Source organism: Blautia sp. AF17-9LB, assembly GCF_003479185.1.
Taxonomy (GTDB): Bacteria; Bacillota; Clostridia; order Lachnospirales; family Lachnospiraceae; genus Fusicatenibacter; species Fusicatenibacter saccharivorans.
Genome location: NZ_QUGU01000018.1, coordinates 24,219 through 50,550, shown reverse-complemented (window position 1 = coordinate 50,550; position 26,332 = coordinate 24,219). Strand labels below are relative to the sequence as shown.

Annotated in this window: 22 protein-coding genes; 15 read left to right on the top strand and 7 right to left on the bottom strand. The window is 47.2% G+C overall.

Translation table 11 applies throughout. The annotated features are described in order from the left end of the window. Positions 1-48: 48 nt before the first annotated feature. Positions 49-954, bottom strand: coding sequence for an AraC family transcriptional regulator (locus DWX00_RS16325; protein WP_055267788.1), 906 nt, complete (start codon positions 952-954; stop codon positions 49-51). A 201-nt stretch (positions 955-1,155) separates the two neighbouring features. Between DWX00_RS16325 and DWX00_RS16315 the strand changes: the two genes are divergently transcribed. After that, positions 1,156-2,943, top strand: coding sequence for an ABC transporter ATP-binding protein (locus tag DWX00_RS16315; RefSeq protein ID WP_055267790.1), 1,788 nt, complete (start codon positions 1,156-1,158; stop codon positions 2,941-2,943). Positions 2,944-2,954: 11 nt separating this feature from the next. After that, on the top strand, positions 2,955-4,742 hold the full coding sequence (locus DWX00_RS16310; protein ID WP_055267792.1) for an ABC transporter ATP-binding protein: 1,788 nt from the start codon (positions 2,955-2,957) through the stop codon (positions 4,740-4,742). A 159-nt stretch (positions 4,743-4,901) separates the two neighbouring features. Here DWX00_RS16310 and aroE read toward each other — a convergent pair whose 3' ends face one another. The 4 genes from aroE to DWX00_RS16290 all read right to left on the bottom strand — a co-directional run bounded on the left by aroE (position 4,902) and on the right by DWX00_RS16290 (position 9,957). Next, positions 4,902-5,774: a shikimate dehydrogenase gene (gene aroE / locus DWX00_RS16305; protein ID WP_118595770.1), complete on the bottom strand. Its 873-nt coding sequence runs from the start codon at positions 5,772-5,774 to the stop codon at positions 4,902-4,904. Positions 5,775-5,975: 201 nt separating this feature from the next. Continuing rightward, complete coding sequence (locus tag DWX00_RS16300) at positions 5,976-6,866, bottom strand: quinate/shikimate dehydrogenase (protein ID WP_334291836.1); 891 nt, start codon at positions 6,864-6,866, stop codon at positions 5,976-5,978. A 50-nt stretch (positions 6,867-6,916) separates the two neighbouring features. Then, complete coding sequence (locus tag DWX00_RS16295; RefSeq protein ID WP_118595769.1) at positions 6,917-8,938, bottom strand: oxidoreductase; 2,022 nt, start codon at positions 8,936-8,938, stop codon at positions 6,917-6,919. Positions 8,939-9,009: 71 nt separating this feature from the next. Next, a complete protein-coding gene (locus DWX00_RS16290; protein ID WP_118595768.1) occupies positions 9,010-9,957 on the bottom strand; it encodes a LysR family transcriptional regulator in 948 nt (315 codons plus the stop codon). Positions 9,958-10,236: 279 nt separating this feature from the next. Here DWX00_RS16290 and DWX00_RS16285 point away from each other — a divergent pair, with 279 nt between their 5' ends. The 9 genes from DWX00_RS16285 to DWX00_RS16245 all read left to right on the top strand — a co-directional run bounded on the left by DWX00_RS16285 (position 10,237) and on the right by DWX00_RS16245 (position 20,277). Further along, positions 10,237-11,451 carry an MFS transporter gene (locus DWX00_RS16285; protein ID WP_055226273.1) on the top strand — a complete coding sequence of 405 codons (1,215 nt, stop codon included), beginning with the start codon at positions 10,237-10,239 and terminating at the stop codon, positions 11,449-11,451. A 109-nt stretch (positions 11,452-11,560) separates the two neighbouring features. Then, positions 11,561-12,322: a type I 3-dehydroquinate dehydratase gene (gene aroD, locus DWX00_RS16280; RefSeq protein WP_055226275.1), complete on the top strand. Its 762-nt coding sequence runs from the start codon at positions 11,561-11,563 to the stop codon at positions 12,320-12,322. Positions 12,323-12,426: 104 nt separating this feature from the next. Further along, entirely contained in the window at positions 12,427-13,059 is a 633-nt protein-coding gene (locus DWX00_RS16275) for a TRAP transporter small permease (RefSeq protein ID WP_117510066.1), read from the top strand. Further along, entirely contained in the window at positions 13,059-14,348 is a 1,290-nt protein-coding gene (locus DWX00_RS16270; protein ID WP_118595767.1) for a TRAP transporter large permease, read from the top strand. The genes DWX00_RS16275 and DWX00_RS16270 overlap by 1 nt, the downstream gene beginning before the upstream one ends. Before the next feature lie 16 nt (positions 14,349-14,364). Next, positions 14,365-15,396 carry a TRAP transporter substrate-binding protein gene (locus DWX00_RS16265; protein WP_243038040.1) on the top strand — a complete coding sequence of 344 codons (1,032 nt, stop codon included), beginning with the start codon at positions 14,365-14,367 and terminating at the stop codon, positions 15,394-15,396. Positions 15,397-15,571: 175 nt separating this feature from the next. Then, positions 15,572-16,240, top strand: a complete 669-nt coding sequence (locus DWX00_RS16260) for an SGNH/GDSL hydrolase family protein (protein WP_118595766.1) — start codon at positions 15,572-15,574, stop codon at positions 16,238-16,240. Between the two features lie 219 nt (positions 16,241-16,459). After that, positions 16,460-18,142 carry a phospho-sugar mutase gene (locus tag DWX00_RS16255; RefSeq protein ID WP_118595765.1) on the top strand — a complete coding sequence of 561 codons (1,683 nt, stop codon included), beginning with the start codon at positions 16,460-16,462 and terminating at the stop codon, positions 18,140-18,142. A 123-nt stretch (positions 18,143-18,265) separates the two neighbouring features. Further along, on the top strand, positions 18,266-18,826 hold the full coding sequence (locus tag DWX00_RS16250; RefSeq protein ID WP_118595764.1) for an RNA polymerase sigma factor: 561 nt from the start codon (positions 18,266-18,268) through the stop codon (positions 18,824-18,826). Then, a complete protein-coding gene (locus DWX00_RS16245) occupies positions 18,823-20,277 on the top strand; it encodes a serpin family protein (protein WP_118595763.1) in 1,455 nt (484 codons plus the stop codon). The genes DWX00_RS16250 and DWX00_RS16245 overlap by 4 nt, the downstream gene beginning before the upstream one ends. Positions 20,278-20,339: 62 nt before the next feature. Here DWX00_RS16245 and DWX00_RS16240 read toward each other — a convergent pair whose 3' ends face one another. Further along, positions 20,340-21,524 carry an MFS transporter gene (locus tag DWX00_RS16240; RefSeq protein WP_118595762.1) on the bottom strand — a complete coding sequence of 395 codons (1,185 nt, stop codon included), beginning with the start codon at positions 21,522-21,524 and terminating at the stop codon, positions 20,340-20,342. Between the two features lie 207 nt (positions 21,525-21,731). Between DWX00_RS16240 and DWX00_RS16235 the strand changes: the two genes are divergently transcribed. The 3 genes from DWX00_RS16235 to tnpB all read left to right on the top strand — a co-directional run bounded on the left by DWX00_RS16235 (position 21,732) and on the right by tnpB (position 24,537). After that, positions 21,732-22,670, top strand: coding sequence for an AraC family transcriptional regulator (locus tag DWX00_RS16235; protein WP_118595761.1), 939 nt, complete (start codon positions 21,732-21,734; stop codon positions 22,668-22,670). Positions 22,671-23,017: 347 nt separating this feature from the next. Beyond that, positions 23,018-23,440, top strand: a complete 423-nt coding sequence (gene tnpA, locus DWX00_RS16230; protein ID WP_118595760.1) for an IS200/IS605 family transposase — start codon at positions 23,018-23,020, stop codon at positions 23,438-23,440. Beyond that, positions 23,440-24,537 (top strand): IS200/IS605 family element RNA-guided endonuclease TnpB, encoded by a 1,098-nt coding sequence (gene tnpB / locus DWX00_RS16225; RefSeq protein ID WP_118595759.1) that lies wholly within the window; start codon positions 23,440-23,442, stop codon positions 24,535-24,537. Before tnpA ends, tnpB begins: the two co-directional genes overlap by 1 nt. A gap of 144 nt (positions 24,538-24,681) precedes the next feature. On the opposite strand, the gene DWX00_RS16220 is transcribed toward tnpB, so the two are convergent. After that, positions 24,682-25,377, bottom strand: a complete 696-nt coding sequence (locus DWX00_RS16220; RefSeq protein ID WP_118595758.1) for a hypothetical protein — start codon at positions 25,375-25,377, stop codon at positions 24,682-24,684. Positions 25,378-25,587: 210 nt separating this feature from the next. On the opposite strand from DWX00_RS16220, the gene DWX00_RS16215 reads away from it, so the two are divergent. Beyond that, the gene (locus DWX00_RS16215; RefSeq protein WP_118595757.1) at positions 25,588-26,232 is read left to right on the top strand and encodes a Fic family protein; all 645 of its coding nucleotides are present in this window, start codon (positions 25,588-25,590) and stop codon (positions 26,230-26,232) included. Positions 26,233-26,332: the final 100 nt, after the last annotated feature.

Below are 26,332 nucleotides of genomic sequence, written 5' to 3'. Positions count from 1 at the left end.
CAGACTATAGACAAAGCCCTGCTTTTGCAGGGTTTTTTCATTTTCAGATTATCCCAGCTTCGCCGGGAGAGACGAGGAAACCGTGGTCTGGTGCTTTTGACGGAATTGCCGCGGGGTGATCTGGTACCGCTTTTTAAAGGTGCGGATCAGATGACTGCAGTCCGCAAAGCCGGTCTCGGCTGCAATATAGTTCAGGTCATAGTCGGTAAAAAGAAGCAGGTTTTCAACCTTGTTCAGGCGGATAAACTCGATATACTGCTTACAGCTCTGCCCGTAATGCTTCAGAAAAAGTTTGGCAAAATAGGAGTAGCTCATGTTGTATTTATGTGCCAGTGCCTCGATATTGATGTTTTCCTGGGAATGGCGGTCGAGATAGACGAGGATATCCTGCATACTCTGTTCCTCACTCTCGGAAATCGATTCGGGATTGAAACAGATTCCCTGGCAGTGCCAGATACGCAGAAGCCGGAGAAACAGTGTGGAAAAGAGAGAATAGATATAGGCATCATAACCGTATTTCTTTTCAAGAGCCTCCCTCTCAAGGGTTACAAAAAAATCATGGAGATTCAGCTCTGAGAGATCTTCCTGCGTAAACAAAAGCGAAGGATAGGTCATCGTGGCGATTTTATGGAAAGCAAAGCTCAGGTTCGGAAGGTAGCTTCCGGTGAGCTGGATGCGGTTCAGGTTGAATTTGATACAGAAATAGCGGAATGGCCGATCCTGGTCTGCGGCAAGTGCGTGGACCGTCTGTGGAGGAAACAGGATGAAAGAGCCCGGTTTTATGTGGTAGACGGAATCGTTGCAGCTCACGAGAAGAGAACCTTCCTGCAGATAAAGAACCTCCGTAAAATAGTGCCAGTGGGATTTGACCGGCATGGAAAAACTGTCGGAGCAGCAGGAAAAGGCTTCAATCGGCGAGTGCAGGATGTCACTGTATTCAAAAAGATTCTTCAACGGAAAAGTCCCCCTTCAGGTAAAAAATATTCAGTATTTTTCTGGGAATATCAGTTTCGGAAAAATAGAAACATTCTATTTTTGTACAGTCGCATTATATCATATCCAAATGAAAATTGATACAATGGCGAAAGCATTTGAAAGAAAATTAATGCTGAATTTGGTAACTCAATTTCCTAAGATAAGGGGGGATATGAAAACATGAAAAGCAACACGAAACAATTCCCGAAAAACAAAATTGCGTGGCTGTGGGAAAACATGGAGGGAAAACGGGCGCTGTACTTTGTCGGTATTCTCGGAACCGTTTTGTACAATATTCTGCAGCTTACGATTCCCTATTTTTCGGGAAAAATTGTGGATCTGTTTTTAACGGGGGAGAACGCGGCGACAAATCTTCAGGTACACCGTGACCTGCTTTACCGCTTGCTGTTTGCGATGGTCGGCTTTACGTTCCTGCGTGTTATCGTTGTTTATGGCAGCTGTATGATCTATGAGACGGTGTCGCAGAGTGTTCTGTACCGGGTGCGGAATTATCTGTACGACAAGCTTCAGCGTCAGGATATGACGTTTTACAGTACCTATCGGACAGGAGATCTGATGACACGGCAGACAGGAGACCTGGATGCGGTGCGTCACATGGTTGCATGGGTTGTACGAATGGTGGTTGAGTCATTTTCTCTGTTTGCTGCAGCGGCCGTTTTCTTCCTGTATACGAACTGGAAGCTGGCACTGTGCGTTCTTGTGATTTCACCGTTTGTATTCTGGATTATCTATCTGTTCCGGAACCGCGTTGCCCCGATGCATGCGGCGCTGCGTGAAAAACTGGCACAGATGAATACATGCGCACAGGAGAATATTTCCGGAAACCGCGTTGTCAAAGCGTTTGCAAGAGAAGATTACGAAATCGAGAAATTCGACCGTGCCAATACCGACTATGCGGAGACGAATAAGGCAACCGGAATGGTATGGCTGAAATTTTTCCCGATTGTCGAGAGTATTGCGAACCTGATGCCGGTTGTCCTGCTCGCAGTCGGCGGTGTTTTTATGATCAGAGGACAGCTTACTATGGGAGACTATGTGGCATTTTCAGGCCTCATCTGGGCAATCGCCAATCCGATGCGTCAGATGGGAAATATCATGAACGAATTTCAGCGGTTCTCAGCAGCGTCGAAAAAGGTCATGGAGCTGTATTACTCCGAACCGAAAATCAGGGACGAAGAAAATGCCGTTTCCCATCCGGAGCGGTTTGAAGGCAAAATCGAGTTTGATAACGTTTCCTTCCAATACGAGGATGGTGATTTGCCGGTTCTGCACAATATTTCCTTCACGGCCCATCCGAACGAGACGGTTGCGATCATGGGCGAGACCGGCTGCGGCAAGACATCGCTGATCAATCTGATCCCGCGGTTTTATGAGCCGACAGAAGGACAGATCCGGATTGACGGAATTCCTGTAGAACAGCTGAAGCTGTATGATCTCCGAAAACAGATCGGACTTGCCACGCAGGATGTTCTGCTGTATTCTGACACGATCGAGGGAAACATTGCCTACGGCGATGATTCGATCAAGATGAACGAGGTTGTCAAGTTTGCAAGGTATTCCGCTGCGGCAGATTTCATTTCAAAGATGCCGGAGGGCTACGATACCCTGGTCGGAGAGCGCGGTGTTGGTCTTTCCGGAGGCCAGAAGCAGAGAATTTCTCTGGCAAGAGCACTGGCTATCCGTCCATCGGTTCTGATTCTTGACGATACAACATCGGCGGTTGATATGGAAACAGAGAAACAGATTCAGCAGTCCTTACGGGAGCTTGATTTTCCATGTACCAAGATTGTGATTGCACAGCGAATTTCGACAACGAAAACAGCGGACAAGATTATTGTTCTGCAAAATGGCTATATTGAAGAAATGGGAACACATGAGGAACTGATGGAGAAGAAGGGTTACTATTATGAACTGGTGAAGCTGCAGACCGGTGTGGATGAACTGTAGGAGGGGAAGCAATGGCAAAAAATACATACAAGCAGGATGAAGTGCTCGAAGAGCCGTTTGACATCAAGCATCTGCTCAGAGCTTCATCCTATATCAAAAAATATGCAAAACGGATGGTTTTTGCGATCCTTTTGAGTGGCATCGGCGGTGCGTCCGGCTATGTGGCGCCGATGATTATCCAGCGGGCGCTGGACCTTGCAATTCCGGAGAAAAACGAGAGGCTTTTATTTTCTCTTGTGGGAATGCTGGTCGGCATCTATCTGGTGAGCGTGATCTTCACAACAATCCGAAGCCGCATTATGGTGGATGTCAGTCAGAGTATCATCTATGATATCCGAAAAGATTTGTTTGCACATCTGCAGGAGCTGCCGTTCCAGTATTACGATGACCGCCCGCACGGCAAGATCCTGATTCGGGTTGTCAACTACGTCAACTCGGTATCGGATATGCTGTCAAATGGTCTGATCAACATCGTTCTGGAGAGCTTCAACCTTCTGTTTATCGTGATTTTCATGTTTCTGGTTGATGTGCAGATGGCATTTGTCGTGCTCTGCGGCGTGCCGGTGCTGTGCGTTTTCATGGTCTGGATCAAGAATAAACAGAGACGTGCATGGCAGGCAGTTTCGAACAAGAACTCAAACCTGAATGCCTATCTGCAGGAGAATATTGTCGGAGCCCGCATTACGCAGATCTTTGCACGAGAGGATGAGAACGCGGAGATTTTCAAAGATCTTTCCAAGGATTGCCGCAGAACATGGAATACAGCAGTTCGCTATTCCAACCTGGTATGGCCGGGTATCGATTCAATTTCCGTCTGCGTGCGTGCTGCCATTTTTCTGTCCGGTCTGATCCTTTTCGGGCAGGGAAATAAGTCGGTTGGTACGATTGTAGCGATTTCGAGCTATGCATCGTATTTCTGGCAGCCGATCATGAACCTTGGAAACATCTTCAATAACTTTATCAACAACATTGCGTATCTGGAACGTATCTTTGAGACGATGGATGAGCCGGTGACGGTAAAGGATGCAAAAGATGCCGTTGAAATGCCAAAAATCCGCGGTGAGGTGACCTTCGATCACGTAAATTTCTCGTACGATGCGTCAAAACAGATCTTAAACGATGTTTCGTTTACGGTAAAACCGGGTGAGAGTGTGGCGCTTGTCGGACCGACCGGAGCCGGAAAGAGTACGATTGTCAATCTGATTTCACGGTTTTACAATGTCAATGGCGGTCGCGTCCTGATCGATGGACAGGATATCTCGCAGGTGACCATTCATTCCCTGCGTGAGCAGATGGGTATTATGATGCAGGACAGCTTTATTTTCTCGGGAGATATTGAGGATAATATCCGTTACGGAAAGCTTGACGCAACGCATGAGGAGATTGTGAAGGCGAGCAGAACTGTCTGTGCGGACGAGTTTATCAGCAAAATGCCGGATCGCTATCAGACGGAGGTAAGGGAGCGTGGTTCCATGCTGAGCCAGGGACAAAAGCAGCTCATTTCGTTTGCGCGTACCCTGCTTTCCGATCCGGCCATTCTGATTCTCGATGAGGCGACCTCAAGCATTGACGTACAGACCGAAAAAGCACTGCAGACGGGACTCAATGCCATGCTGAAGGGCAGAACCTCATTTATCATTGCGCATCGTCTGTCTACGATCCGCAACTGCGATAAGATTATGTATATCGATAACGGCGGTATTATGGAGAGCGGAACACATGATGAGCTGATGGCAAAGAAAGGCCATTATTATAAACTGTATACAGCACAGCTTGATGAAGTACAGAAAGCGGGCTGATCAAAAAAAGATCATAAAAAAGATTATAAAAAAGGCTTCTGCCAGCGGATAAAAATCCGTGGCAAAAGCCTTTTGCCGTTTCTTGTTCGTGTCGCTTTTTGCGCGTGTCGCCGAAGCGACCCGCCGCAGGCGGAAAATTCGGCAAAGCAGGAGTTCTTCTTATTTTCCGGAGAAGTATTTCTCTTTGATGATCTCAACCGGCATATCCTCGCCAGTCCACAGTTTGAAGGAAGCAGCTCCCTGGTATAACAGCATGTACATACCGTTTCCGGTCTTGCATCCAGCCTCTTTTGCCTCACGCAGCAGGCGGGTTTCCTGCGGATTGTAGATCACATCGAAAACGAAGAGGTCTTTGTGGAACATCGTTGTGTCGGTGATGATGGTGTTCTCGGTTTTTGGAGCCATTCCGACGGAAGTTCCATTGACAAGAATGGCGCTGTCTGCGATGGATGCGCGAAGGACTTCCGGATCGGAGAAGTCCTGCAGGGTAACCCTGCAGGAAGTACGCTCATTGAGTTTTGCAACGATTTCCTCGGCTCTTCCGAAGAAATTGTCTCTGACGTTGAATACATTGATCTCAGCCACGCCGTCGAGGGCTGCCTGTACCAGGATTGCAGTAGCAGCGCCGCCGGCACCGAGCAGAGTCATCTTTTTGCCGATGATGTCTACGCCGTTTTCTGCAACTGCTCTCATGAAGCCGACACCGTCGGTGGTGTAAGCGGTGAGAACGCCGTTGTCGTTGACGATGGTATTACATGCGCCGGAGATCTCCGAAGCAGGAGAAACCTTGTCTGCCAATTTGCACATGATATTTTTGCCAGGCATGGTGATGTTCCAGCCTCTTGCACCCATGGTGCGGAGTCCTTCGACTGCCTGCGGCATTTTGTCTTCCGGTACATCAAAGGCAAGGTAGCTATAATCAAGGCCGAGCTGGTCGCATGCTTCGTTGTGCATTTCCGGAGAAACACTGTGTGCAACCGGGCTTCCGAGTAAACATAATAATCCGGTGTGTCCTGTGATGTGTTTTGACATAATTTGAAATCCTCTCTCTCCTCGTATTTCCGCATGATGATAAATCGTGCTGTAGCACTTTAAACTGCTACTATATGAAGTGAATTATACTCCAGATGCCGAAAGAAAGCAAGAAAAAAAGAGGAAATGACGCAAAGTTCATTTCCTCTTTTCGTGTTGGTTTTTGATTAAGGTTTAAGATGGAAAAGATTCGCCCGGAAATCAGATTCCAAGTTTCTCTTTCATGTAGTCAACCGGAGTATCTTTTCCGGTGTACAGCTTGATTGCGATGAGTGCCTGGAACAGCATCATGCCCATGCCGTTGAATACTTTCTCACATCCTGCTTCTTTTGCCTGTTTCATCATAACGGTTTCGCGCGGAGCGTAAACGGTATCCGTTACGATGAGATCTTTTTTAAAGAAGGAAGGATCAGGAATGTTGGAAAGGTCTTCGAGTGGATGCATTCCTACGCCGGTAGCATCGCAGAACAGGTCAGCTGCGTGCATTTTTTCTTTCAGGAGGTCTTTGTCTGCCAGATCGTTCATGGTAGCCTTGCAGTTGGTGTTCTTATTGATCAGATCAACAATTTCCTCTCCACGGCTGTAGAATTTGTCTTTGATGTTGAAGATTTCAATTTCTGCAACTCCATCCAGAGCACCGCGCACTGCAATTGCAGTAGCAGCACCGCCGGTTCCGATCAGGACCATCTTCATTCCCTTGAAATCGATGCCCTCTTCGGTCAGTGCCTGCCAGTATCCCATACCATCGGTGTTGTAGCCTTTCAGTTTTCCGGTTACCTGACCGTTTTCGTCGCGGAGGTTGACTACGGTATTGATAGCGCCGCATAACTTAGCTGCTTCATCTACTTCGTCCAGATATTTGTGGACAACAGTTTTGTTTGGCATGGAAATATTGGAACCGAGCATTTTCAGCGCGCGGATACTCTGCACAGCATCTTTTAAAGAATCGTTATCAACTTCGAAAGCAAGCTGAATGACGTCATCTCCGTTTTTGTCGTATGCAAGGTTGTGGGTTGTCGGAGACTGGGTGTGACGGATCGGGTAAGCCATTAATCCAACTAATTCGGTATGTCCTGTAATATTTGGCATGATATTTTCCTCTTTTCTGTTTTTTTATATTGTGTAAGAAAGTGATTCAGTGATTACTCAAGCGGCTCCAGATGCAGGTAGCCCTGGGACTCCAGTACATTCAGGATCGCGCGGCCTTCCATGGTACCTTCCATGATGCGGCGTGCGCGGACGGAATCGCCGATGGTATAAATATAAGTATGGGTATCAGCGAATGCTTCCTGAAGCTCCGGCAGAATCGGGTTATTGGAGCGCATTCCAAGACAGTTGAATCCGTAATCGAAGGTGAGATCCTGGATGGTTCCGTCCGGAAGCTTTACAGTGAATGCGTTTTCTTTTACTTCCTGAAGAGCAGTGTTGACATATTCTTTTACACCGTATTTGTCGTGTGTCTCACGCATGGAGCATTTGGTGATCGGGTCTGCAAGCATACCGATCTGCGGCAGCATATCGATGATGGTACACTCGGCGCCTCTCGGTGCAAAGTATTCAATAACGTCAAGTCCTACGGAACCGCCGCCGACTACAACGACTTTCTTGCCCTGACAGGCTTCTTCCGGATATTTTCCGGCGTTTACATTGTTGATCATACCAAAGATGGTATTTACGTTTCCGGCATCGATGTTCTCTTTCAGGCCTTTGATCGGTGGAACAAGCGGAACGGAACCGGTGGAGTTTACAATGATGTCCGGTTTGAACTGTTTGATCTTATCCACCGTAGCTTCGGTGTTGAGGAAAATATACAGGTTTTTCAGTCTGGCGGCTCTTGCCTCAAGGTATTTCGGGAAATCTTTCATACGGGTCTTGCTTGGAAGATCGGAGATGAAAGTGGAAAGACCGCCGATGTGATCGTTTTTCTCAAGTACGAAAACGTTGCATCCGACTTCTGCTGCGGTGCAGGCTGCTTCCATACCGGCAGTACCGGCGCCGACAACAACAACGTTGCAGTTTTTATTTACTTTCAGTGCTTTGTAAATATCGCCTTCCGGAACAGCCGGGTTTACGGTACAACGGATCGGGCGGTTGACGCCGATACGGTTTCCGGCACATCCAACGTTACAGGAGATACATTTCCGAAGAAGATCTTCCTCACCGTTTTCAACTTTTTTCACCCAGTTCGGCTCAGCGATCAGGCCGCGTCCCATTCCAACGATATCTACATCGCCGCTCTCGAGAACTTTTTCAACGACCTTCGGGTCACGGTAGTTACCAGCATTGATAACCGGTTTTTTGAATTTATTTTTTACGGCTCTTGCCATGTAGGAACGCCATCCATCCGGCAGGAAGTTGGAGTCGATCTGATACTGCAGGGATGGGTTGAGACCGCAGGATACGTCGTACATATCTACGAACTCATCCAGGTACTCCAGGTATTCCAGGGTATCTTCCAGTGTGTTTCCGCCCGGAACACGCTCCTCGGCAGAGATACGAACGATGATCGGGAACCACGGTCCGACGTTTTTACGTACTTCTTCGAGGACCATACGCGGGAAGCGCAGGCGGTTTTCTACAGAACCACCGAATTCATCGGTTCTTTTATTGTAATACGGGGAGATAAACTGGCTCATCAGGTAGGAGTGGCCGCAGTGGATTTCAATGGCATCAAAGCCGATGGCCTGCACACGTTTTGCAGCTTCGCCGTATTTTTTCACGGTTGTCATGATTTCTTCTTTTGTCATCGGGCGAGGGGTTTCTCCGCCGGCTTTTGTCGGGATGTTGGAAGAAGAAACGGTTTCCATACCGGTTCTTGCGGAAGATGCGGAAGCTCCGGCGTGGTTGATCTGGATCGCTACGGTAGCACCGTTTTTATGAAGGTTTTCGACTAACTGATAGTAGCGCGGCATAAAGCTGTCGTGGTCGATACGGATCTGGCTGGTTCCGTTGGAACCGACCGGGTACTCGATGTTGGCGTTCTCCAGAATAATAAGACCAACGCCGCCTTTTGCGCGGAGAGAGTAGTAGTTCATATGACGGTTACTCATTTCACCGCTTGTCTCACCGTAGTTGGTTCCCATCGGGGTCATTGCAATACGGTTTTTAATCGTTGTTCGTTTGATGGTAATTGGTTCAAAAATTTTTGGGTAAGCACTCTTCATGAAAAATTCTCCTTATTCATTACATGAGCGGTAATCCTCTGTTTGTGACAAATCCATCATAACGCTTTCGACTAAAAATTAACAATATCTTTCAGATAAACTTTCGATACGTTTTCGCTATCATTTCCGGTTTCTTCGATAATGTCAGCGTGCTGTTTCATATATTCGGTAAAACGTTCGACAGCCGGAAGCCGGTAGCGGTTCTTCATCCAGAACATAAAGGTCTGATGATAAATCTCGAGACCGTTCAGCGTATGGATACGGATGCCGTCTGCCTGTTCCAGAATATCGGTTCGCGGCATAAGCGCGATACCGAAATTTTCACGCACCAGTGCCACAATCGAATATTCATCCGGGCATTCCATGATAATATTCGGATGAAGCTGATATTTTCGGTAGAGATGACCGGTATAAGCTCCCATCCAGGAGGCGCGGTCGTAGCCGATCACCGGATAACGGGTAAGCTTTACAAGCGGAACCTCTGGTTCATCGGCAATCGGATGCTGTTCCGGGGACACAATGACAAGCGGCTGCTGGATCAACGGAAAAAACTCCATGTCGTCGCGCTTTAAAAAGCCGCCAAACCCAAGATCAAGTTCGCCGGATTTCACCTTCTGTGCAATGGCCGGGGTATGGTTCTGCCAGAAACTAAAGGCAACGTTTTTATTTTCTTCTTTGTCCAGAAAGGTGCGGACATTGTGCGGAATATAATGTCCGGCAAGTGGAAAAATATAACCGATGTTGATTTTGCCGCCACCGGAGGCGAGCTCTTTCATCTTGCCTGCCGCAATGTCACAGTCGCCTGCGATCCGGTCTGCATGCTCCAGAAAAAGGCGGCCGGCATTGGTAAGGACAACACCGCGCCCTTTCTTTTCAAACAGTGTGATCCCAAGCTCACTTTCAAGGGCAGCCATGGAACGGCTCAGGGATGGCTGGGAAATATAAAGTTCCTCCGCTGCCTGGTGATAATTTTCCAGCCGGGCAACCTTTCGGAAATAGAGAATCTGATTCAGTGTCATGTGGTTTTTCCTCCTGAAAAAATGATTCCGTAAGAAAGTCTTTGCTTCCTCTTATTATGATAACTCAAGTATACCACATCAATGCATTCAATGCATTGGTTTTTTCCTTTAAAAGCATTAGACCGTACACGTTTTCACTGTTAAAATAAAGGCAAATGTTATTTTTTTAACATTCACGAAACTGGTAATCTGTTGTTTGTGACAAAACAAAAGGATGAACCGAACAGAGGAAAAAGACAATTTGACCTCAACATAATCTATTTAAAAAGGAGAGAAACCATGAACAAGAAATACCTGCCAAGTGCATTAATTCTGTACTTGAACTACTTTATCCACGGTGTTGGATGCTCCATCCTGGGCCAGGCAGTCATCAAAGAGGCTCTGGCAGCAGCATGGGGAGTGGAAGCAATGGCAATTACCGCAATTTCCGCAGCACTCGGTCTTGGCCGTCTGATCGCCCTGCCATTTGCAGGTCCTCTGTCCGACAAGCTCGGACGCCGCATTTCCACCGCAATCGGAAGTGCTTCTTATGCAATTTACCTGATCGGCCTTGCTCTTGCATTTAATGCAGGAACACACGGCGGTTACACCATCGCTTACGTATGCGCCATCATCGGCGGTATCGCAAACTCCTTCCTGGATACCGGTATTTACCCGGCAGTATCCGAGATTATTTACAAAGCTCCTGGCGTTGCTACCATGGGAATCAAATTCTTCATCGCAATCGCTCAGATGCTGCTTCCATTTGTTCTTGGTGTAGCTGTTACTTCTACCGCAGCCGGCCTTACCTCCTACAATCCGTTATTCTATGGATGCGGAATTGCGTATATCGTACTTTTTGTACTGGTATTCCTGTTCCCGCTGCCAGATGCTGACCAGAAAGCATCCGGTAAAAAAGAGGGTCTGATCGACAGCCTGAAACATACACATTTCTCCTTCGAATCCATCGCCATGATCCTGATCGGATTCACCTGCACCGGTACCTTCCAGCTGTGGCTGAACTGTGCACAGAACTTTGCAAAAGAGAATGTAGGCTGGGCTGATCCGTCCATCATGCAGACCTATTATTCTGCAGGAACCATGCTGGCACTGATCGTAACAGCGTTCCTGACCAGAAAAATCAAAGATGTTCGTTTCATCGTTGTTTACCCGGCCATTTGCCTTGTAACTATGATTGCTGTCCTGATGGGACAGAGCAAACCGCTGATGATTGCCGGTGCTTTCATTATCGGATGGGCAGGCGCAGGCGGACTGCTTCAGATCGCAACTTCCGTTTGCAATATGCTGTTCCCGAAAATCAAAGGAACCGTAACCGCATTGGTTATGATTGCATCTTCTCTTTGCAACTACACCATCCTGACCGCAGCATCTAAAATGCAGCCGTCCGGCGTTATGACCATGAACATCGTTCTGACCGCAGTTGGCGTTGCACTTGGACTGTTTGTAAACATTCGCTATAAAAAAATGGTTGAACTTGCGCAGCAGGACAACTAAAATGAGATTAAGGATTGCGGAGTACGAAGAGCCAAGTAATCCGGGCGTGAAAAAGAAAAGCCTGCAAAAGAAAAGTCAGGGTTAATATTGAAGAAAGAAGGAAAAACACATGAATACAGTAAAAGTTCGTGATATTGAAATCGGTGCCGGTGCACCGAAGATCATCGTTCCGATCGTAGGAGTTACCAAAAACGATATCATCGAAGAAGCAAAAACCTTCCATTCGATTCCGGTTGACGTTGTAGAGTGGCGTGTAGACTGGTTTGAAGGCGTATTCGACTTCGCACAGGTAGAAGATGCATTAAAAGACCTTCGTGCAGCACTCGGCAATATTCCGATTCTGATGACGTTCCGTACCTCCAAAGAGGGCGGCGAGAAAGCTATCGAGCCGGAAGCATACGCTGAGCTGAACATCAAGGCAGCACAGACCGGATACGTTGATCTGATTGACGTTGAGATCTTCACCGGAGATGAGATCGTAAAGAAAATCATCGACGGCGCACACGCTGCAGGCGTAAAGGTTGTTGCTTCCAACCATGATTTCTTCAAAACTCCTGCAAAAGCAGACATCATCTACAGACTGCGCAAAATGCAGGATATGAACGCAGATATTCCGAAGATCGCTGTTATGCCGCAGAATAAGAAAGACGTTCTGACCCTGCTTGCGGCAACAGAGGAAATGACCACCAATTATGCGGACAGACCGATCATCACCATGTCGATGGCAGGCACCGGCGTGATCAGCCGTCTTTGCGGTGAGGTGTTTGGCTCTTCCATGACCTTCGGCGCGGCAAAGAAAGCATCCGCACCGGGTCAGATGGGTGTGAATGATCTGAGCACCGTTCTGGATCTGCTTCACAAAGCCATGTAACCGTTTTTTCTTTAGGGGACACCGGTATTTTTAGCTTTGCTGTTGATGCCGATGTCCCTTTTGTATTATTGTTCTGTTATAAATTTAACGGAGGTATGCCTTTTATGAAGAGAGTATTTCACTGGCTGGATGAAAACTTGGAAGAATTTCTTCTTGTGATCGGTCTGATCGCCATGACGCTGATCATGGGAATTCAGGTTTTCTGCCGCTACGTCCTTGGCATGTCGCTGTCGTGGTCGGAAGAGCTGACCAGATATATTTTTATCTGGTGCGGTTTTTTAAGCGTCAGCTACTGCAGCAAAAAATGCCTTTCCATCAAGATCGAGCAGTTTGTTGCGATTTTCCCGCGGAGAGGAAAAGCCATCTTCAAAATTGTGAATCATACATTTGAACTGATTTTTTTCATCTATATGATTCCGTTTGCTTTTTCCTATATGATGTCGTCAGTTAAAAGCGGCCAGCTTTCCCCGGCCTGCAAAATTCCGATGTACTTTATCCAGGCAGCACCGCTCGTCTCCTTTGTGCTGGTTGCATTCCGCGTTCTGCAGCGGTGGATGATCGAGTTCCGTGTGGCACGCGGTGAGAACGTTTTCGACCCGGCGCATCCGGAGCGAAATACGCCGGAATCCTTCATCGAGGCAAATGCCGGAGCAGATAACGCCACAGAAAATGCCCTGAACGCGGGTATCGACAACCGCATCCATACGATTAAAAATTCGAATGAGGAGGAACGCTAATGCCAGTCGTAGTATTATTTCTGATTTTTGTTGCATTGCTGGTCATCGCTGTTCCGGTATCGATTACCCTTGGAATCACATCTGTGCTTCCGTCGGTGTTTGACCCGTCTTTTACGGTAGGAGCCAAATATCTGATCCGTGCCATGTTCGGAGGACTCGATTCCTTCCCTCTGCTGGCAGTTCCGATGTTCGTCCTCTCCGGTATCATCATGGCTAAGGGAGGCATCTCCAAAAAACTGTTTGATGTCTTTGCCTATTTTCTCGGAAAATTCACCGCAGGTATGCCGTGCGCCGTTATCGTCACCTGCCTTTTTTACGGTGCGATTTCCGGTTCCGCTCCGGCGACCGTTGCCGCTGTCGGAAGCATGACAATCCCGATTCTGACTACCCTTGGTTATGATCTGACATTCTCCACAGCGATTGTGGCAGTTGCCGGCGGCCTTGGCGTTATCATTCCCCCGAGTATTCCGTTCATCATGTACGGTATGGCTTCCGGCGCTTCGGTCAGTGACCTGTTTCTTGCCGGAATTGTACCGGGTCTGATGATCGGTCTGCTGCTGATGGTTTATGCCGTTTATCACTGCAAACGGTATGGGGAGGACAAAGAGAAGATCCATGCAGAAGTCAAAGTGCTGCATGACAAAGGCCTGCTTCGCGTTTTAAAAGAGAGCTTTTTTGCACTGCTCAGTCCGGTGATCATCCTTGGCTGTATCTACAGCGGTGTCGCTTCCCCGACTGAGGCGGCTGTTATCTCCGTATTCTATGCATTGATCATCAGCCTTTTTGTGTACAGGAGTATCCGCATCCGCGACATCTGGTCCATTCTGGTTGAGGCGATTCGTACCTTCACCCCGATCCTGTTTATTCTGGCGGCATCGACGGCATTTTCCCGTGTGCTGACGCTGATGCAGGTACCGCAGACGGTCAGCGAGTTTATCCTGAACAACTTCCACAGTCCGGTTGCGATTCTTCTGATTATCAATGTATTCCTGCTGATTGTCGGAATGGTTATGGATACGACCCCGGCGATTCTGATTCTGACGCCGATCCTTCTGCCGATTGTACAGGCGATCGGCATGAATCCGATTCAGTTTGGTGTCATCATGGTTGTCAACCTTGCGATTGGTTTCGTAACACCGCCGATCGGTGTCAATCTGTTCGTGGCAAGCTCCCTGACCGACGTTCCGGTTATGCAGATTGCGAAGAAGGCAATGCCGATGATCGGTTTCTTCCTCGTGGCGCTGCTGCTGATTACGTTTATCCCGGCAATTTCGGTTGGAATTTTATAGGGAGGAGCGAGGGACAATGAAAAAGATGATAAAAAAGAAAAAGCTTTTCCGAACAGCGACGGTACTTGCCGCTGTCGTTGCACTTGGCGCATCGCTTGCCGGCTGCGGCTCTTCCGGGGAAGAGACGACACAGCGCTATTCCTGGCCGCTGGCAACGGCGAGCCCGGAGGATACGGTAACACAGATTTTCGCCGAGAAGTTTGCGGAAGAGATTTCAGAGCTGAGCGATGGAAGGATGAAAATTCAGGTTTACGCAAACTCAACGCTCGGCGGCGACCGCGATCTGCTTGAAACGTGTGCCGATGGTGATATTCCGTTTGTCGTACAGAATACGGCACCGCAGGTTTCCTTTATGGGGGATCTTGCCGTGTTTGATCTGCCGTGTGTGTTTGATTCTCTCGATGAATGCCGTGAGAAGATTGATGATCCGGAGTTTTACGATCTGATCAGCAATGTTTACACAGAGGGCGGCTATCACCTGCTCGGTATGGCGGATCAGGGATTTCGTGTCATGAGTACGAATAAGCCGGTTTACAGCTTTTCGGATTTCAAGGGCCAGAAGATCCGTACCATGGAGAACAGCTACCATCTGGCATTCTGGAAAGCCATCAGTGCCAACCCGACGCCGATGAGCTTCAGTGAGGTTTACATCGGCCTGCAGCAGCACACGATTGATGCGCAGGAGAACCCGTATGAGGTCATCGTTTCGAATAATCTGTATGAGCAGCAGGATTACGTAGTGGAAACGAACCATCTGCCGCATCTGATTTCCCTGATTGTCAACGACGATTTCTTCCGGGATCTGCCGGAAGACGAGCAGGAGATCATGACAGAGGCCGCAAAGATTGCGACCGAGTACGCAAGAGAACAGTCCGATGCCCGTATCGCCGACAAAATTGCGACGATCGAGGAGAGCGGAACGAAGATCCTGACTCTTGATGACCAGACAAGAGCGGAGATCCGAGAGGCGTCGAAGAGCGTGTATGAGTCGATCGAGGAGAATATTGATCCGGTGATTTACAATGCTTATATGGATGGGATTGAGTAAGAAAAAGAAAGATGAAATTCCCGACAGCAAGGCACAAAAAACGGCGCTTTGCCGCCGGGAATTTTTGCGTCCGCCAAGTGGTGGGATTCGCAAAGATTGCCTTGCACAGTCGAAACGGCAAGACTATAATGGGGCTCAGAAGGTTTAAAAAATTAGGATCAGAGGAGGTACAGAAATGATTTTTGAACACATGGACCGGATTGTATTTGCAGGAGATTCTGTAACGGATATGGAGAGTGCACAGCCGGTGGGGGAAGGTTTATTTGAAAATGTCGGAAAGAGCTACGTTCGAATTGTCGAGAACATGCTCGCAGCATTCTACCCGGAGATATATATCCGCGTGACAAACTCCGGTATCAGCGGAAACACAAGCCGCGACCTGCTGCAGCGCTTCGACCGCGATGTTGTATCCTTAAAACCGGACTGGGTATCTATCTGCATCGGCATCAACGACGTCTGGAGACAGTTCGACAGCCCGGCTATCCCGGACGAGCAGGTATCCCCGGAGGAGTACCGTTCCAACGTCGAGAAGATGATTCTTTCCGTAAAAGACAACGTAAAAGGTATTTTCCTTATGACCCCATACTACATGGAGCCAAATGGAGAGGACTGGATGAGAAAACGCATGGACACCTACGGGGCCATTTGCAGTGAGCTGGCTGAAAAATACGGCTGCCGCTTCATCGACCTGCAGGCTGTATTCAATGATTATTTCCAGTACCGCCATTCTTCCTACATCGCCTGGGACAGAATTCATCCGAACCAGATCGGTGCGACGGTAATCGCTCGGGCATTTCTGGAAAAATGTGGATTTGATTATCATCACAGACCGGGAGAGGAATAAAAAGGCTGATAAATCTGTTTTGCTCCTGTTCTGTCTGAAAACAGTCGACACAGTCGAAAAAAAGAGAAAAAGAACGGTAAAATTCTGCTTAAATGACCAAATTTAATTGCTGTTTTGGGCTGGCTATGGTATATTATGACTATAGTGTACTTATGCTTGCATTAGGATGGACATTACATAGCAGGACATAAAATAAAAGAGAACAGGAGAGATAAACACATGTATCTGGAAGAGTATAAGAGATGGCTGGCAGCTGATCTGGAAGACGCAGATCTGAACCCGGAGCTGGCACGGATTGAAGGAAACGATGAGGAGATCAAGGACCGTTTTGCTGTATCTCTGAAATTCGGAACCGCAGGACTTCGTGGTGTACTTGGCGCAGGAACAAACCGTATGAATATCTATGTAGTGCGTCAGGCAACACAGGGTCTTGCAAACTGGGTAAAAACACAGGGCGGAAACCAGACGGTAGCCATCAGCTATGACAGCCGTATCAAGAGCGATGTATTCGCAAAAACAGCAGCAGGCGTTCTGGCAGCAAACGGAATCAAAGTCAGAATTTACGACGCACTGATGCCGGTACCGGCACTTTCCTTTGCAACCCGTTACTACAACTGCAACGCAGGTATCATGGTTACTGCATCCCACAACCCGGCAAAATACAACGGCTACAAAGCCTACGGTCCGGACGGATGCCAGATGACCGACGATGCTGCTGCAATCGTATACGCAGAGATTCAGAAGACCGACATCCTGACCGGCGTAAAATATATGCCGTTCGCAGAGGGCGTGGAAGAAGGACTGATCCGTTTTGTCGGAGAAGACTGCAAGAATGCCCTGTATGAAGCAATCGAATCCCGTCAGGTTCGTCCGGGTCTGTGCAAAACCGCCGGACTGAAACTTGTTTACAGCCCGCTGAATGGATCTGGTCTTGTACCGGTTACACGCGTATTAAAAGACATCGGCATCACCGATATTACCATCGTTCCAGAGCAGGAGTACCCGAACGGATACTTCACCACCTGCAGCTATCCGAACCCGGAAATCTTTGCAGCACTGGAAAAGGGCCTGGATCTTGCAAAAGAAACCGGCGCAGATCTGATGCTGGCTACCGACCCGGATGCAGACCGTGTTGGTATTGCCATGAAGTGCCCGGATGGAAGCTATGAGCTGGTAACCGGAAACGAAGTCGGCGTTCTGCTTCTCGACTACATCTGCGCAGGCCGCATCGAGAAAGGCACCATGCCGGAGAAACCGGTTGCTGTAAAATCCATCGTATCCACACCACTGGCAGATGCTGTTGCCGAGCACTACGGCGTGGAGCTCCGCAGCGTTCTGACCGGATTCAAATGGATCGGCGATCAGATTGCAAACCTTGAGGCAGACGGCGAAGTAGACCGCTTCATCTTCGGATTCGAGGAGAGCTACGGATACCTGGCCGGTCCGTATGTAAGAGATAAAGACGCAGTCATCGGCTCCATGCTGATCTGCGAGATGGCAGCTTATTACAGAAGCATCGGAAGCTCCCTGAAACAGAGACTGGAAGAGATCTATGCTGAGTACGGTCGTTATCTGAACAAAGTAGACAGCTTCGAATTCCCGGGTCTGAGCGGCATGGACAAGATGGCCGGCATCATGGATGGCCTTCGAAAAGAGCCGCTGACCGAGATCGCAGGTTCCGCTGTTGTCAAAGTAACCGATTACGAGAAACCGGAAGAAACAGGACTCCCATCCGCAAACGTTCTGATCTACAAGCTGGCAAACGGTGAAACCGTCATCGTCCGCCCGTCCGGAACAGAGCCGAAGATCAAAGTATACTACACAACACTTGGTAAGGATCTGGCAGAGGCAGAAGCAGAGAAAGAAAAACTCGCAGAGGCTTTGAAACCGATTCTGGCATAAAGAAAATAAAAGAATGGAAGGGCGTGGCTTTGGTCACGCCCTTTTTTGAACCGAAATTTCTTTTGAAAAGTGTAAGATTTTCTGCAAAATGGCGTGATGATAGATGAAAGGGGGGATTTCCATATGGAGGATACTCATATTGTCCAAATGTACTGGGACAGGAACGAAACAGCGATCAGCGAGTCTGCGATGAAATATGGTACATACTGTACGTCCATTGCACAGAATATTCTGCAGAATCCGGCGGATGCAGAAGAATGTGTCAACGACACCTGGCTTCACGCGTGGAACGCTATGCCGCCGCACCGGCCGTCTCTGTTATCCACATTTCTTGGAAAAATAACGAGAAATCTTTCGTTTGATCTGTATCGAAAAATGCATCGCAAAAAACGCGGAGGAAGTCAGATGGATGCAGTATTGGACGAGCTGGAAGAATGTGTTTCGGGGAAAGATGATATTGAGCGGCAGTGGGAGATGAAAGAACTGATCGCGGAGATCAATCAGTTTCTGCAGAAGCTGCCGGAGGAGAAACGATGCATGTTTGTTCTGCGGTACTGGTATGTAGACAGTATCGGCGAAATCGCGGGGCGTCTGGGCAGAAGCGAAAACTATGTTTCAGTTACGCTGAACCGGATCCGCGGGAAACTGCATACACACTTGACGGAAAGAGGGTTCGAAGTATGAAGAAAGAAGAATTATTTGAAACGCTGGGAAATCTGGATCCTGGTATGGTGGAAAACGCGGGGAAATATCAGCGTTCACGAAGGGCTGCATGGAAAAAATGGACGGCCGCGGCAGCCTGCGCGGTGATCATCGGCGGAGCTGTGCTGGGGGTTACGACATGGAGAAATGGACAGGGGAGTTCGGCAGTCCGTTACCCGTCGGGGCTAAAGACGGTTATGGCAGCTTATCCGGCATCTGTGGCGCAGACGATGGATGCACAGAAATTCATGGAAAGCGATGCACACTGGGACTGGTGGGATTCGTACCGGGAGTTGACAGCAAAATCAGCAGAACTGCAGTCGGGAATGGATGCATATTATCAGAACCTGATGAAACAAATGCTGGTTTCAGAAGATGAAAATACCGTCTGCTCGCCGATCAATCTGTATATCGCGTTTGCGATGCTGGCGGAAACTTCGGATGGAAATACGCGGCAGCAGATTCTCGACATGCTTGGCGCTCAGGATATGGATACGTTGCGGGAAAATGTTTCTTCACTCTGGGAAAGCAATTATGCAGACACGCCCGCGCTGAACAGTGTGTTGGCAAATTCGCTGTGGCTGGATGGTGAGGAAACATACAATGACACAACGCTGCAGCGGCTGGCGGAACAGTATTATGCATCGACCTTCCGTGGGACTCCCGGATCGGAAGAGATGAATCAGGCTCTGCGGACCTGGACGGATGATAATACCGGAGGGCTTTTAAAAGAATACACCGAAAATATGGCGATCGCCCCGGAAACGGTATTTGAACTGGTATCAACCATCTATTATAAGGCGATGTGGCGGGAGAATTTCTGGGAAGTAAATACAGAGAAGGAAACCTTCCACGGAGCTGCGGGAGATACCACTGTGGACATGATGAAGAAAACGGAATGGATGGATGTCTACCAGGGCGAACATTTCCGTGCAGTCAGCCTTAGCCTTCAGGACAGCGGCTCCATGTATTTCCTGCTTCCGGATGAAAATACCGATGTCAATGAACTGGTATCGGATCCGGATCTGATGAAGGTTATACGGCGGGATGAAAGCAGTGATAACTGGTATTCCCCTATGGTGAACCTGTCTGTTCCTAAATTTAAAGTATCGGAGAAAACAGACCTGATCGAAACGGTGCGCGCACTGGGTGTAACGGATGCACTGGATGCGGATCTGGCAGATTTCAGCCCATTAACAGGGGACAAAGAGAATTTATACCTGAGCAAAGCAGACCACGCCGCCATGCTTGAAATCGACGAAAACGGAGTAACCGGAGCAGCGTATACAGAACTCGGCGTTTCAGAAACCGCAGCAGAAATACCGGACGACGAAATCGACTTCGTACTGGATCGTCCATTCCTGTTTCTTGTCACGGGGCAGGACGGATCGATTCTGTTTTCGGGAGTTGTGAGAAATATTGCAGAGACATGAAAAAAAGGAGCCGGACTGTCCGGCTCCTGTGTCTGAGACACGTTACAGTATCTCTTCGGTGCTTATTTTTGCTCTGCGTTCCTTTGTCGGAGCAGAAAAACAGACAAAATCAGTACAGCAGGGAAAATGCAGCCGGCCAGCATACCTGCCTTCAGATCGTCGCCGGTGTTTTGTGTGACAAATCCAATAACAAATGGGCCAATGGAACCGCCCATATCTCCGGCCATGGCGAGAAGTGCGAACAGTGCAGTTCCGCCGAGTGGAATTTTAGAGGATGAAATACTGATGGTTCCCGGCCACATAATTCCTACGGAGAAACCACACACAACGCAGCCTGTAAGATTTAAAAGAGGATATGGTGCGAGAGCTGCAGCCAGATAACAGATCAGGCAAAGTGTACCGGATGCGATCATAAATTTTGTTAAGTCAATTTTTTCCCCGTATTTACCATAGAAGGTTCTGCTGATGCCCATCATCACAGCAAACAGGCACGGTCCTGCAATGTCTCCAATGCTTTTTGAGAGACCTAATGCAGACTCGGCATAAGCGGAAGCCCATTGCGCCATCGAAATCTCGCTTGCTCCGGCGCAGACCATAAGAACAAGGGAAATCCAGAAAATGGGAAGACGGCACAGCTGACGAATGGTAAGTCCTTCTTCGCTTCCGGTGAGTGATTCAATCGGGCAGGAAAGGAAATTAAACGTATTGTACAGTGGAAGTACAGCCCAGATACATGCGAGGATCGGCCAGCGTTCCATACCAAAAACTGCCAGAAAAGCAGTGGAAAGTAAGATGACGCCTACAGACCCCCAGCAGTAAAAGGAGTGAAGCAGACTCATAACGCTGTCCTTATTGTCAAACGGACAAGCCTCTACGATTGGGCTGACAAGAACCTCAATCAGTCCGCTTCCGGCGGCATAGATCATGGCACTGAACAAAATTCCTGCATAGGCATTTGGCAGAATATTGGGCAGAAAGGCAAGTCCAATCAGGCCGCAGGCGGAAAGAATCTCAGAAGCAACGACACACCTGCGATAACCGATTTTATCGACATATCTGGCACAGAACAAATCGACAAGAAGTTGTGTGAAAAAGAATACTGTCGAGATAAACGCAATTTTTCCAAGAGAAATATGGTAAGTTCTGTGAAAGGTAAGAAATAGTAAAGGTGCAAAATTTGCAGAAATTGCCTGCGTGATAAATCCAAGATAACAGGCAATTAAGGTTTTGTGGTAGTTCTTTTTCATGATGATATACTCCGTTTTTTAAAATGGCAGAACTGCTGCGGCCGTAGTGTTCGTTTCGTTGCCGTTCACCGTGTTCCATGGAGCGACAACGATTCTTTTTGTATAATAACGTAAAATAGTGTCGCTTTCACTGGAATATATCGTCTGTTTATTGTATAATATCGTAAAATAGAGAGGGGCGTGCCTGAAAAACGGAGGCGGGGAAAGATGGAATTTAATACATTTTATAACAAGATCCAAACGGATGAAAGCATGATGGAAACGATACAGCATGGAAACAGTGAATATCCGTTTCAATTGTATTACGACGATCTTGCGTTGTTTGATTTTCATTGTGTAGAATGGCACTGGCATGTGGAGTTTGAGTTTGTTTTTGTACAGGAGGGAACAGCAACCTTCTGGGTTGGCGAAAAGCAGTTTTCACTGGGACAGGGAACGGGCATTTTTATTAACTCAAAGATTTTGCATCGCTATTTTTCTGAAGGCCATGCGATTGTGCCAAATTTCGTTCTGAAACCGACATTTCTCGCTCCGGCAGACAGCCTGATTTACAAAAAATACATTGCACCGATACAGGCGTGTAAGGTGGACTGCATTGTCTTTTGCAGGGAAATAAAATGGCAGGCAGAAGCACTGGAGCTCATGCAGAAAATTCTCAAAGCGCAGGAATCAGACAAAGACCGGGAACTGGTTACTTTATTTCTGACGCAGGAATTGTGGCACTTGCTTTATTTGCACATGGATTCGGAAGTGCTGCAGAAAAAAAGAGAAAATACGGCATCCTCACAGGGAAGAACACAGCTGATGATGCAATATATTCATCAAAATTTCCGACAGAATCTTACCTTGGAGGATATTGCCGGGCAGGCTATGGTGAGCAAGAGTACGGCATTGAATCTGTTCCGAAGATATCTTCACGATACGCCGGTGCATTATCTGGTGAAGTATCGTCTGCAGGAGGCTGCAAAGCTTCTGGCCACGACGGAGAAAAAGATAACTGTAATTTCCGGCGAGACGGGATTTGAAAATATGGATTATTTTTGCAAAACATTTAAGAAATATTATGGGAGGACACCGACGGAATATCGAAGAAAAAAACAAATGGATACGGATGACAGAGAAGGGATCGTTCAAGATGTAGTGTAAGAGAAAACGGAAAAATTACAAGCTCAGAGCTGGAATCGAAGACCAAAACGCTTCCGCCGTCTGTGTCGCGGACTGGAGGAAAAAGGATATATAGAGCGGAGCGTTGACAAAAAAGACCGCAGAAAGTGGATAAAAGTGCGGTAGACATAAAATAAAATTACATTCTGAAAAAGGAGCGGAATCCGGTGTGGGTTCTGCTCCTTTTTAAATGGAAAATTATCCAATGCGTCGTAAAACCCCTTGCTTCAGCTATGGGGATATAAGACGCGTCCATCGAATTTACGCAAGTAATTGAGATGGACAAAATAGTGGTTGTATTAAATGAAAAAATATAGTATAATACAAACATGAATACAACATATAAATTAAACAACAATGTCGTCTATTCGTGCAAATACCATGTAGTATGGTGTCCTAAATATAGACGAAAAGTATTAACCAATGGTGTAGATACCAGGTTGAAGGAACTGCTCACAGAGTATGCTGCAAATCTTTCTGTAGAGATTCTGGAAATGGAAATCATGCCGGATCATGTTCATATGCTGCTGGAAGTAGACCCTCAGTTTGGAATCCACAAAGCTGTAAAATCGTTCAAAGGCTATACGTCCAGAATTTTAAGACAGGAATTTCCCCATCTCAAAACGAAAATGCCGACGCTCTGGACAAACAGCTATTTTGTATCTACCGTTGGCGGTGCCCCGCTGGAAGCAGTAAAACAGTATATCGAAAACCAGAAAACATCGCAGAGACAAAAGGATAAGATGGGCTAATGCAAAAAGGGATCAAATTCAGGATCTACCCGAACAGAGAACAGAAAAACTTCATCCACCAGACGCTGGGATGCTGCCGGCTGATCTACAACCGGGGACTTGCCATGCGCAAGGAAAGCTATGAAGAAGGGAAGAAGATTGGATATACCCAGACTTCCGCCATGCTGACCGAACTGAAAAGACAGGAGGAGTTTGCTTTTTTGAAAGCAGCAGATTCCATTGCCTTACAGCAGTCTCTGCGGGATCTCGACCGGAGCTTTGTGAATTTCTTTCAAAAACGTGCTTCCTATCCAACCTTCAAGAGCAAACATAACCGGTTCCAGTCATACAGAACGGTCAATCAAAAAGATAATATCCGTATTGTGGGAAGATATATCAAACTTCCGAAACTTGGATTTGTCAAAATACGCCAGTCGATGGAAGTGGGAAAAATTAATCACGTAACCATTGAGTACACACCGGCCGGAAAATATTTTGCAGTCTTAAATATTGATTTCGAACCGGAACCACGCCCAAATGCTGGAGGAACGATTGGAATTGATGTCGGAATCAAAGCATTCTATTCTGACAGCAATGGAAATACGGTATCAAATCCCAGATATCTGGAACGCTCCATGCGAAAACTCATAAGAGAACAGCGCAGACTTTCCCGGAAGCAGAAAGATTCCCATAACCGCGGGAAGCAGCGGCTCAGGGTAGCCAGAGTGCATGAGAAAATAGCCAATCAGCGGAATGATTTCCTGCAGAAACAGTCAACGATGCTGGTGCGCGAAAACCAAACCATCTGTATCGAGGATCTGAGCGTGAAGGGAATGATCCGGAACCATAAACTGGCAAAATCCATAGCAAGTGTTTCCTGGGCAAAGTTTTTCGAAATGCTGGAATATAAAGCCAGCTGGTATGGAAATGAACTTCACAGAGTACCAACGATGTATCCGAGCAGTCAAACCTGCAGCTCTTGCGGCTACAGAAATCCACGGATAAAAAATCTGAGCATTCGTATCTGGGAGTGCCCGAAATGCCATGCAGTTCATGACCGGGATACGAATGCAAGCATTAATATTCTGAAAAAAGCACTGCAGATGCAGTCTGCATAAAGATGAAAAGCTGTACCGTAGGGCATACGGGAACAGGATAAACATAGCTTGTGGACACTGTGTAAGACATTGCAGTACCGTAAGGTATTCGTCAATGCAGTAGTGGAAGAAACAAGAATCCCCCTGCTTTAGCTGTGGGGAGCGTCAAGGAATATACTTATTCGGCACAGCCAAAAACTCTTCTACATATTGCTCCATTGCCGCAAGCAGCTCTTCAAGCGGAAAGACCTTCAGATCCTGCGCGGCTTCCGGCGGGACGGAGAGGAAGTGATGGAGGAGGTCAAGTACCTGTTGGACGTTCTCATACTGAATTTCTGTGATTCCAGGGTTCGTGACGTTAGGATTGAGATCGAGCGGGATGCAATAGCGGTTGACAAGATATGTATTCATTCGTGTATAGTCCCCGTAATAATACTCCTCTGTGAGATATCTGGAAAAAGGAATGGATGTCCGCGATTTTTTGATATAAACCGTTGCAATCTCATCTCTCATATCTGTAATTTCCCCATCCGCATTATAAAATTCCACAATCTGCGGAATGAAATCCTTAAAAAATTTCCGGTCAATATAAAGATGAAAATAATATCCCAGTGCGCTCGAATCTGGCAGAAGTGAACGGTATTTCGCTGTAAACCGTGTAAGATCCGGGAATACCATCATTTTTTCGCGGTAAAGCGGGTCGCGGAAATGGGAGGATTCTTTCTGCTGCGTCGCATCCGGCAGAAGATTTCCGATTAGGAAATCATTTACCGATGAAATCGGATATGGAAAATCCGGGTGGGACGGGAGGTGCTTTAACAGCATTTGGGCTGCGGTGAGATGTAAGATAAAACCTGGCATGGGAATGAAGATGTCCTTTCGTATTTGCTTCTAATCTAAACAAAATGGCAGCGTTTGTCAAATTCTATTTACTTGGCATGATAGGATGAAACCTCATGTGTGCTTCTTAATTTGATCATTTTATACATAATGATGAAATTAAATTGACAATGATAAAATTAACGAATATACTGAAATCATAGCAGAAATACAACATATTGGAGAACGCAAATGAGACAGTTTACTTACCAGGAAAAGTGGAAAAAATTACTCACGCCGGAAATAGTATCTTATCTGACGCAGATTCATGAATTCAAAGGAGAGCAGACTTTGTTCATCGAAGCAAAAGCGGATGCGCTGAATCAGCTTGTTGAAATTGCAAAAATTCAGAGTACAGAAGCATCGAACAAAATTGAGGGTATTTACACTTCGGATGAACGGTTAAGAGCCCTGGTGCGGGATACGACGAGACCGAAAACGCGCAGCGAGCGTGAAATTGCCGGTTACCGGGATGTGCTGAATACAATTCATGAAAGTCATGATTACATTCCACCCAAGCCGTCCATTTTTTTGCAGCTTCATCGAGATCTGTACAAATTTGAAGGATATGACATCGGCGGAAAGTATAAAACAGTAGATAATGTGATAGAAGAAGAGGATACGATCGGAAATACATTTATTCGATTTCGCCCGGTTCCGGCATGGGAGACACCGGCAGCAGTCGAAGCATTATGTGCGGCCTTTGAACAGGCGATGGGATCGGAACAGATAGATCCACTGCTTTTGATTCCCATGTTCATTCTCGATTTTCTGTGCATTCATCCTTTTAATGATGGAAATGTACCATTGAGATACCAACAACAAATAGCGGCATAACAGCAGCAAACAACTTCATATCACATAAATACAGTTAAATAACATATAGAATTAGGAATACTTGAAAAACGGTATTCCTTTTTTATTTCCAGACGTTCAG

Coding starts and splice junctions, on each gene's coding strand:
- aroE (WP_118595770.1), bottom strand. CDS start 5,774: ATGTCAAAACACATCACAGGACACACCGGATTATTATGTTTACTCGGA.
- DWX00_RS16220 (WP_118595758.1), bottom strand. CDS start 25,377: ATGCCAGGTTTTATCTTACATCTCACCGCAGCCCAAATGCTGTTAAAG.
- DWX00_RS16215 (WP_118595757.1), top strand. CDS start 25,588: ATGAGACAGTTTACTTACCAGGAAAAGTGGAAAAAATTACTCACGCCG.
- DWX00_RS16270 (WP_118595767.1), top strand. CDS start 13,059: ATGCCAGTCGTAGTATTATTTCTGATTTTTGTTGCATTGCTGGTCATC.
- DWX00_RS16250 (WP_118595764.1), top strand. CDS start 18,266: ATGGAGGATACTCATATTGTCCAAATGTACTGGGACAGGAACGAAACA.
- DWX00_RS16240 (WP_118595762.1), bottom strand. CDS start 21,524: ATGAAAAAGAACTACCACAAAACCTTAATTGCCTGTTATCTTGGATTT.
- DWX00_RS16235 (WP_118595761.1), top strand. CDS start 21,732: ATGGAATTTAATACATTTTATAACAAGATCCAAACGGATGAAAGCATG.
- DWX00_RS16295 (WP_118595769.1), bottom strand. CDS start 8,938: ATGAAGAGTGCTTACCCAAAAATTTTTGAACCAATTACCATCAAACGA.
- DWX00_RS16275 (WP_117510066.1), top strand. CDS start 12,427: ATGAAGAGAGTATTTCACTGGCTGGATGAAAACTTGGAAGAATTTCTT.
- DWX00_RS16310 (WP_055267792.1), top strand. CDS start 2,955: ATGGCAAAAAATACATACAAGCAGGATGAAGTGCTCGAAGAGCCGTTT.
- DWX00_RS16315 (WP_055267790.1), top strand. CDS start 1,156: ATGAAAAGCAACACGAAACAATTCCCGAAAAACAAAATTGCGTGGCTG.
- DWX00_RS16245 (WP_118595763.1), top strand. CDS start 18,823: ATGAAGAAAGAAGAATTATTTGAAACGCTGGGAAATCTGGATCCTGGT.
- DWX00_RS16255 (WP_118595765.1), top strand. CDS start 16,460: ATGTATCTGGAAGAGTATAAGAGATGGCTGGCAGCTGATCTGGAAGAC.
- DWX00_RS16285 (WP_055226273.1), top strand. CDS start 10,237: ATGAACAAGAAATACCTGCCAAGTGCATTAATTCTGTACTTGAACTAC.
- DWX00_RS16265 (WP_243038040.1), top strand. CDS start 14,365: ATGAAAAAGATGATAAAAAAGAAAAAGCTTTTCCGAACAGCGACGGTA.
- aroD (WP_055226275.1), top strand. CDS start 11,561: ATGAATACAGTAAAAGTTCGTGATATTGAAATCGGTGCCGGTGCACCG.
- tnpA (WP_118595760.1), top strand. CDS start 23,018: ATGAATACAACATATAAATTAAACAACAATGTCGTCTATTCGTGCAAA.
- DWX00_RS16260 (WP_118595766.1), top strand. CDS start 15,572: ATGATTTTTGAACACATGGACCGGATTGTATTTGCAGGAGATTCTGTA.
- DWX00_RS16290 (WP_118595768.1), bottom strand. CDS start 9,957: ATGACACTGAATCAGATTCTCTATTTCCGAAAGGTTGCCCGGCTGGAA.
- tnpB (WP_118595759.1), top strand. CDS start 23,440: ATGCAAAAAGGGATCAAATTCAGGATCTACCCGAACAGAGAACAGAAA.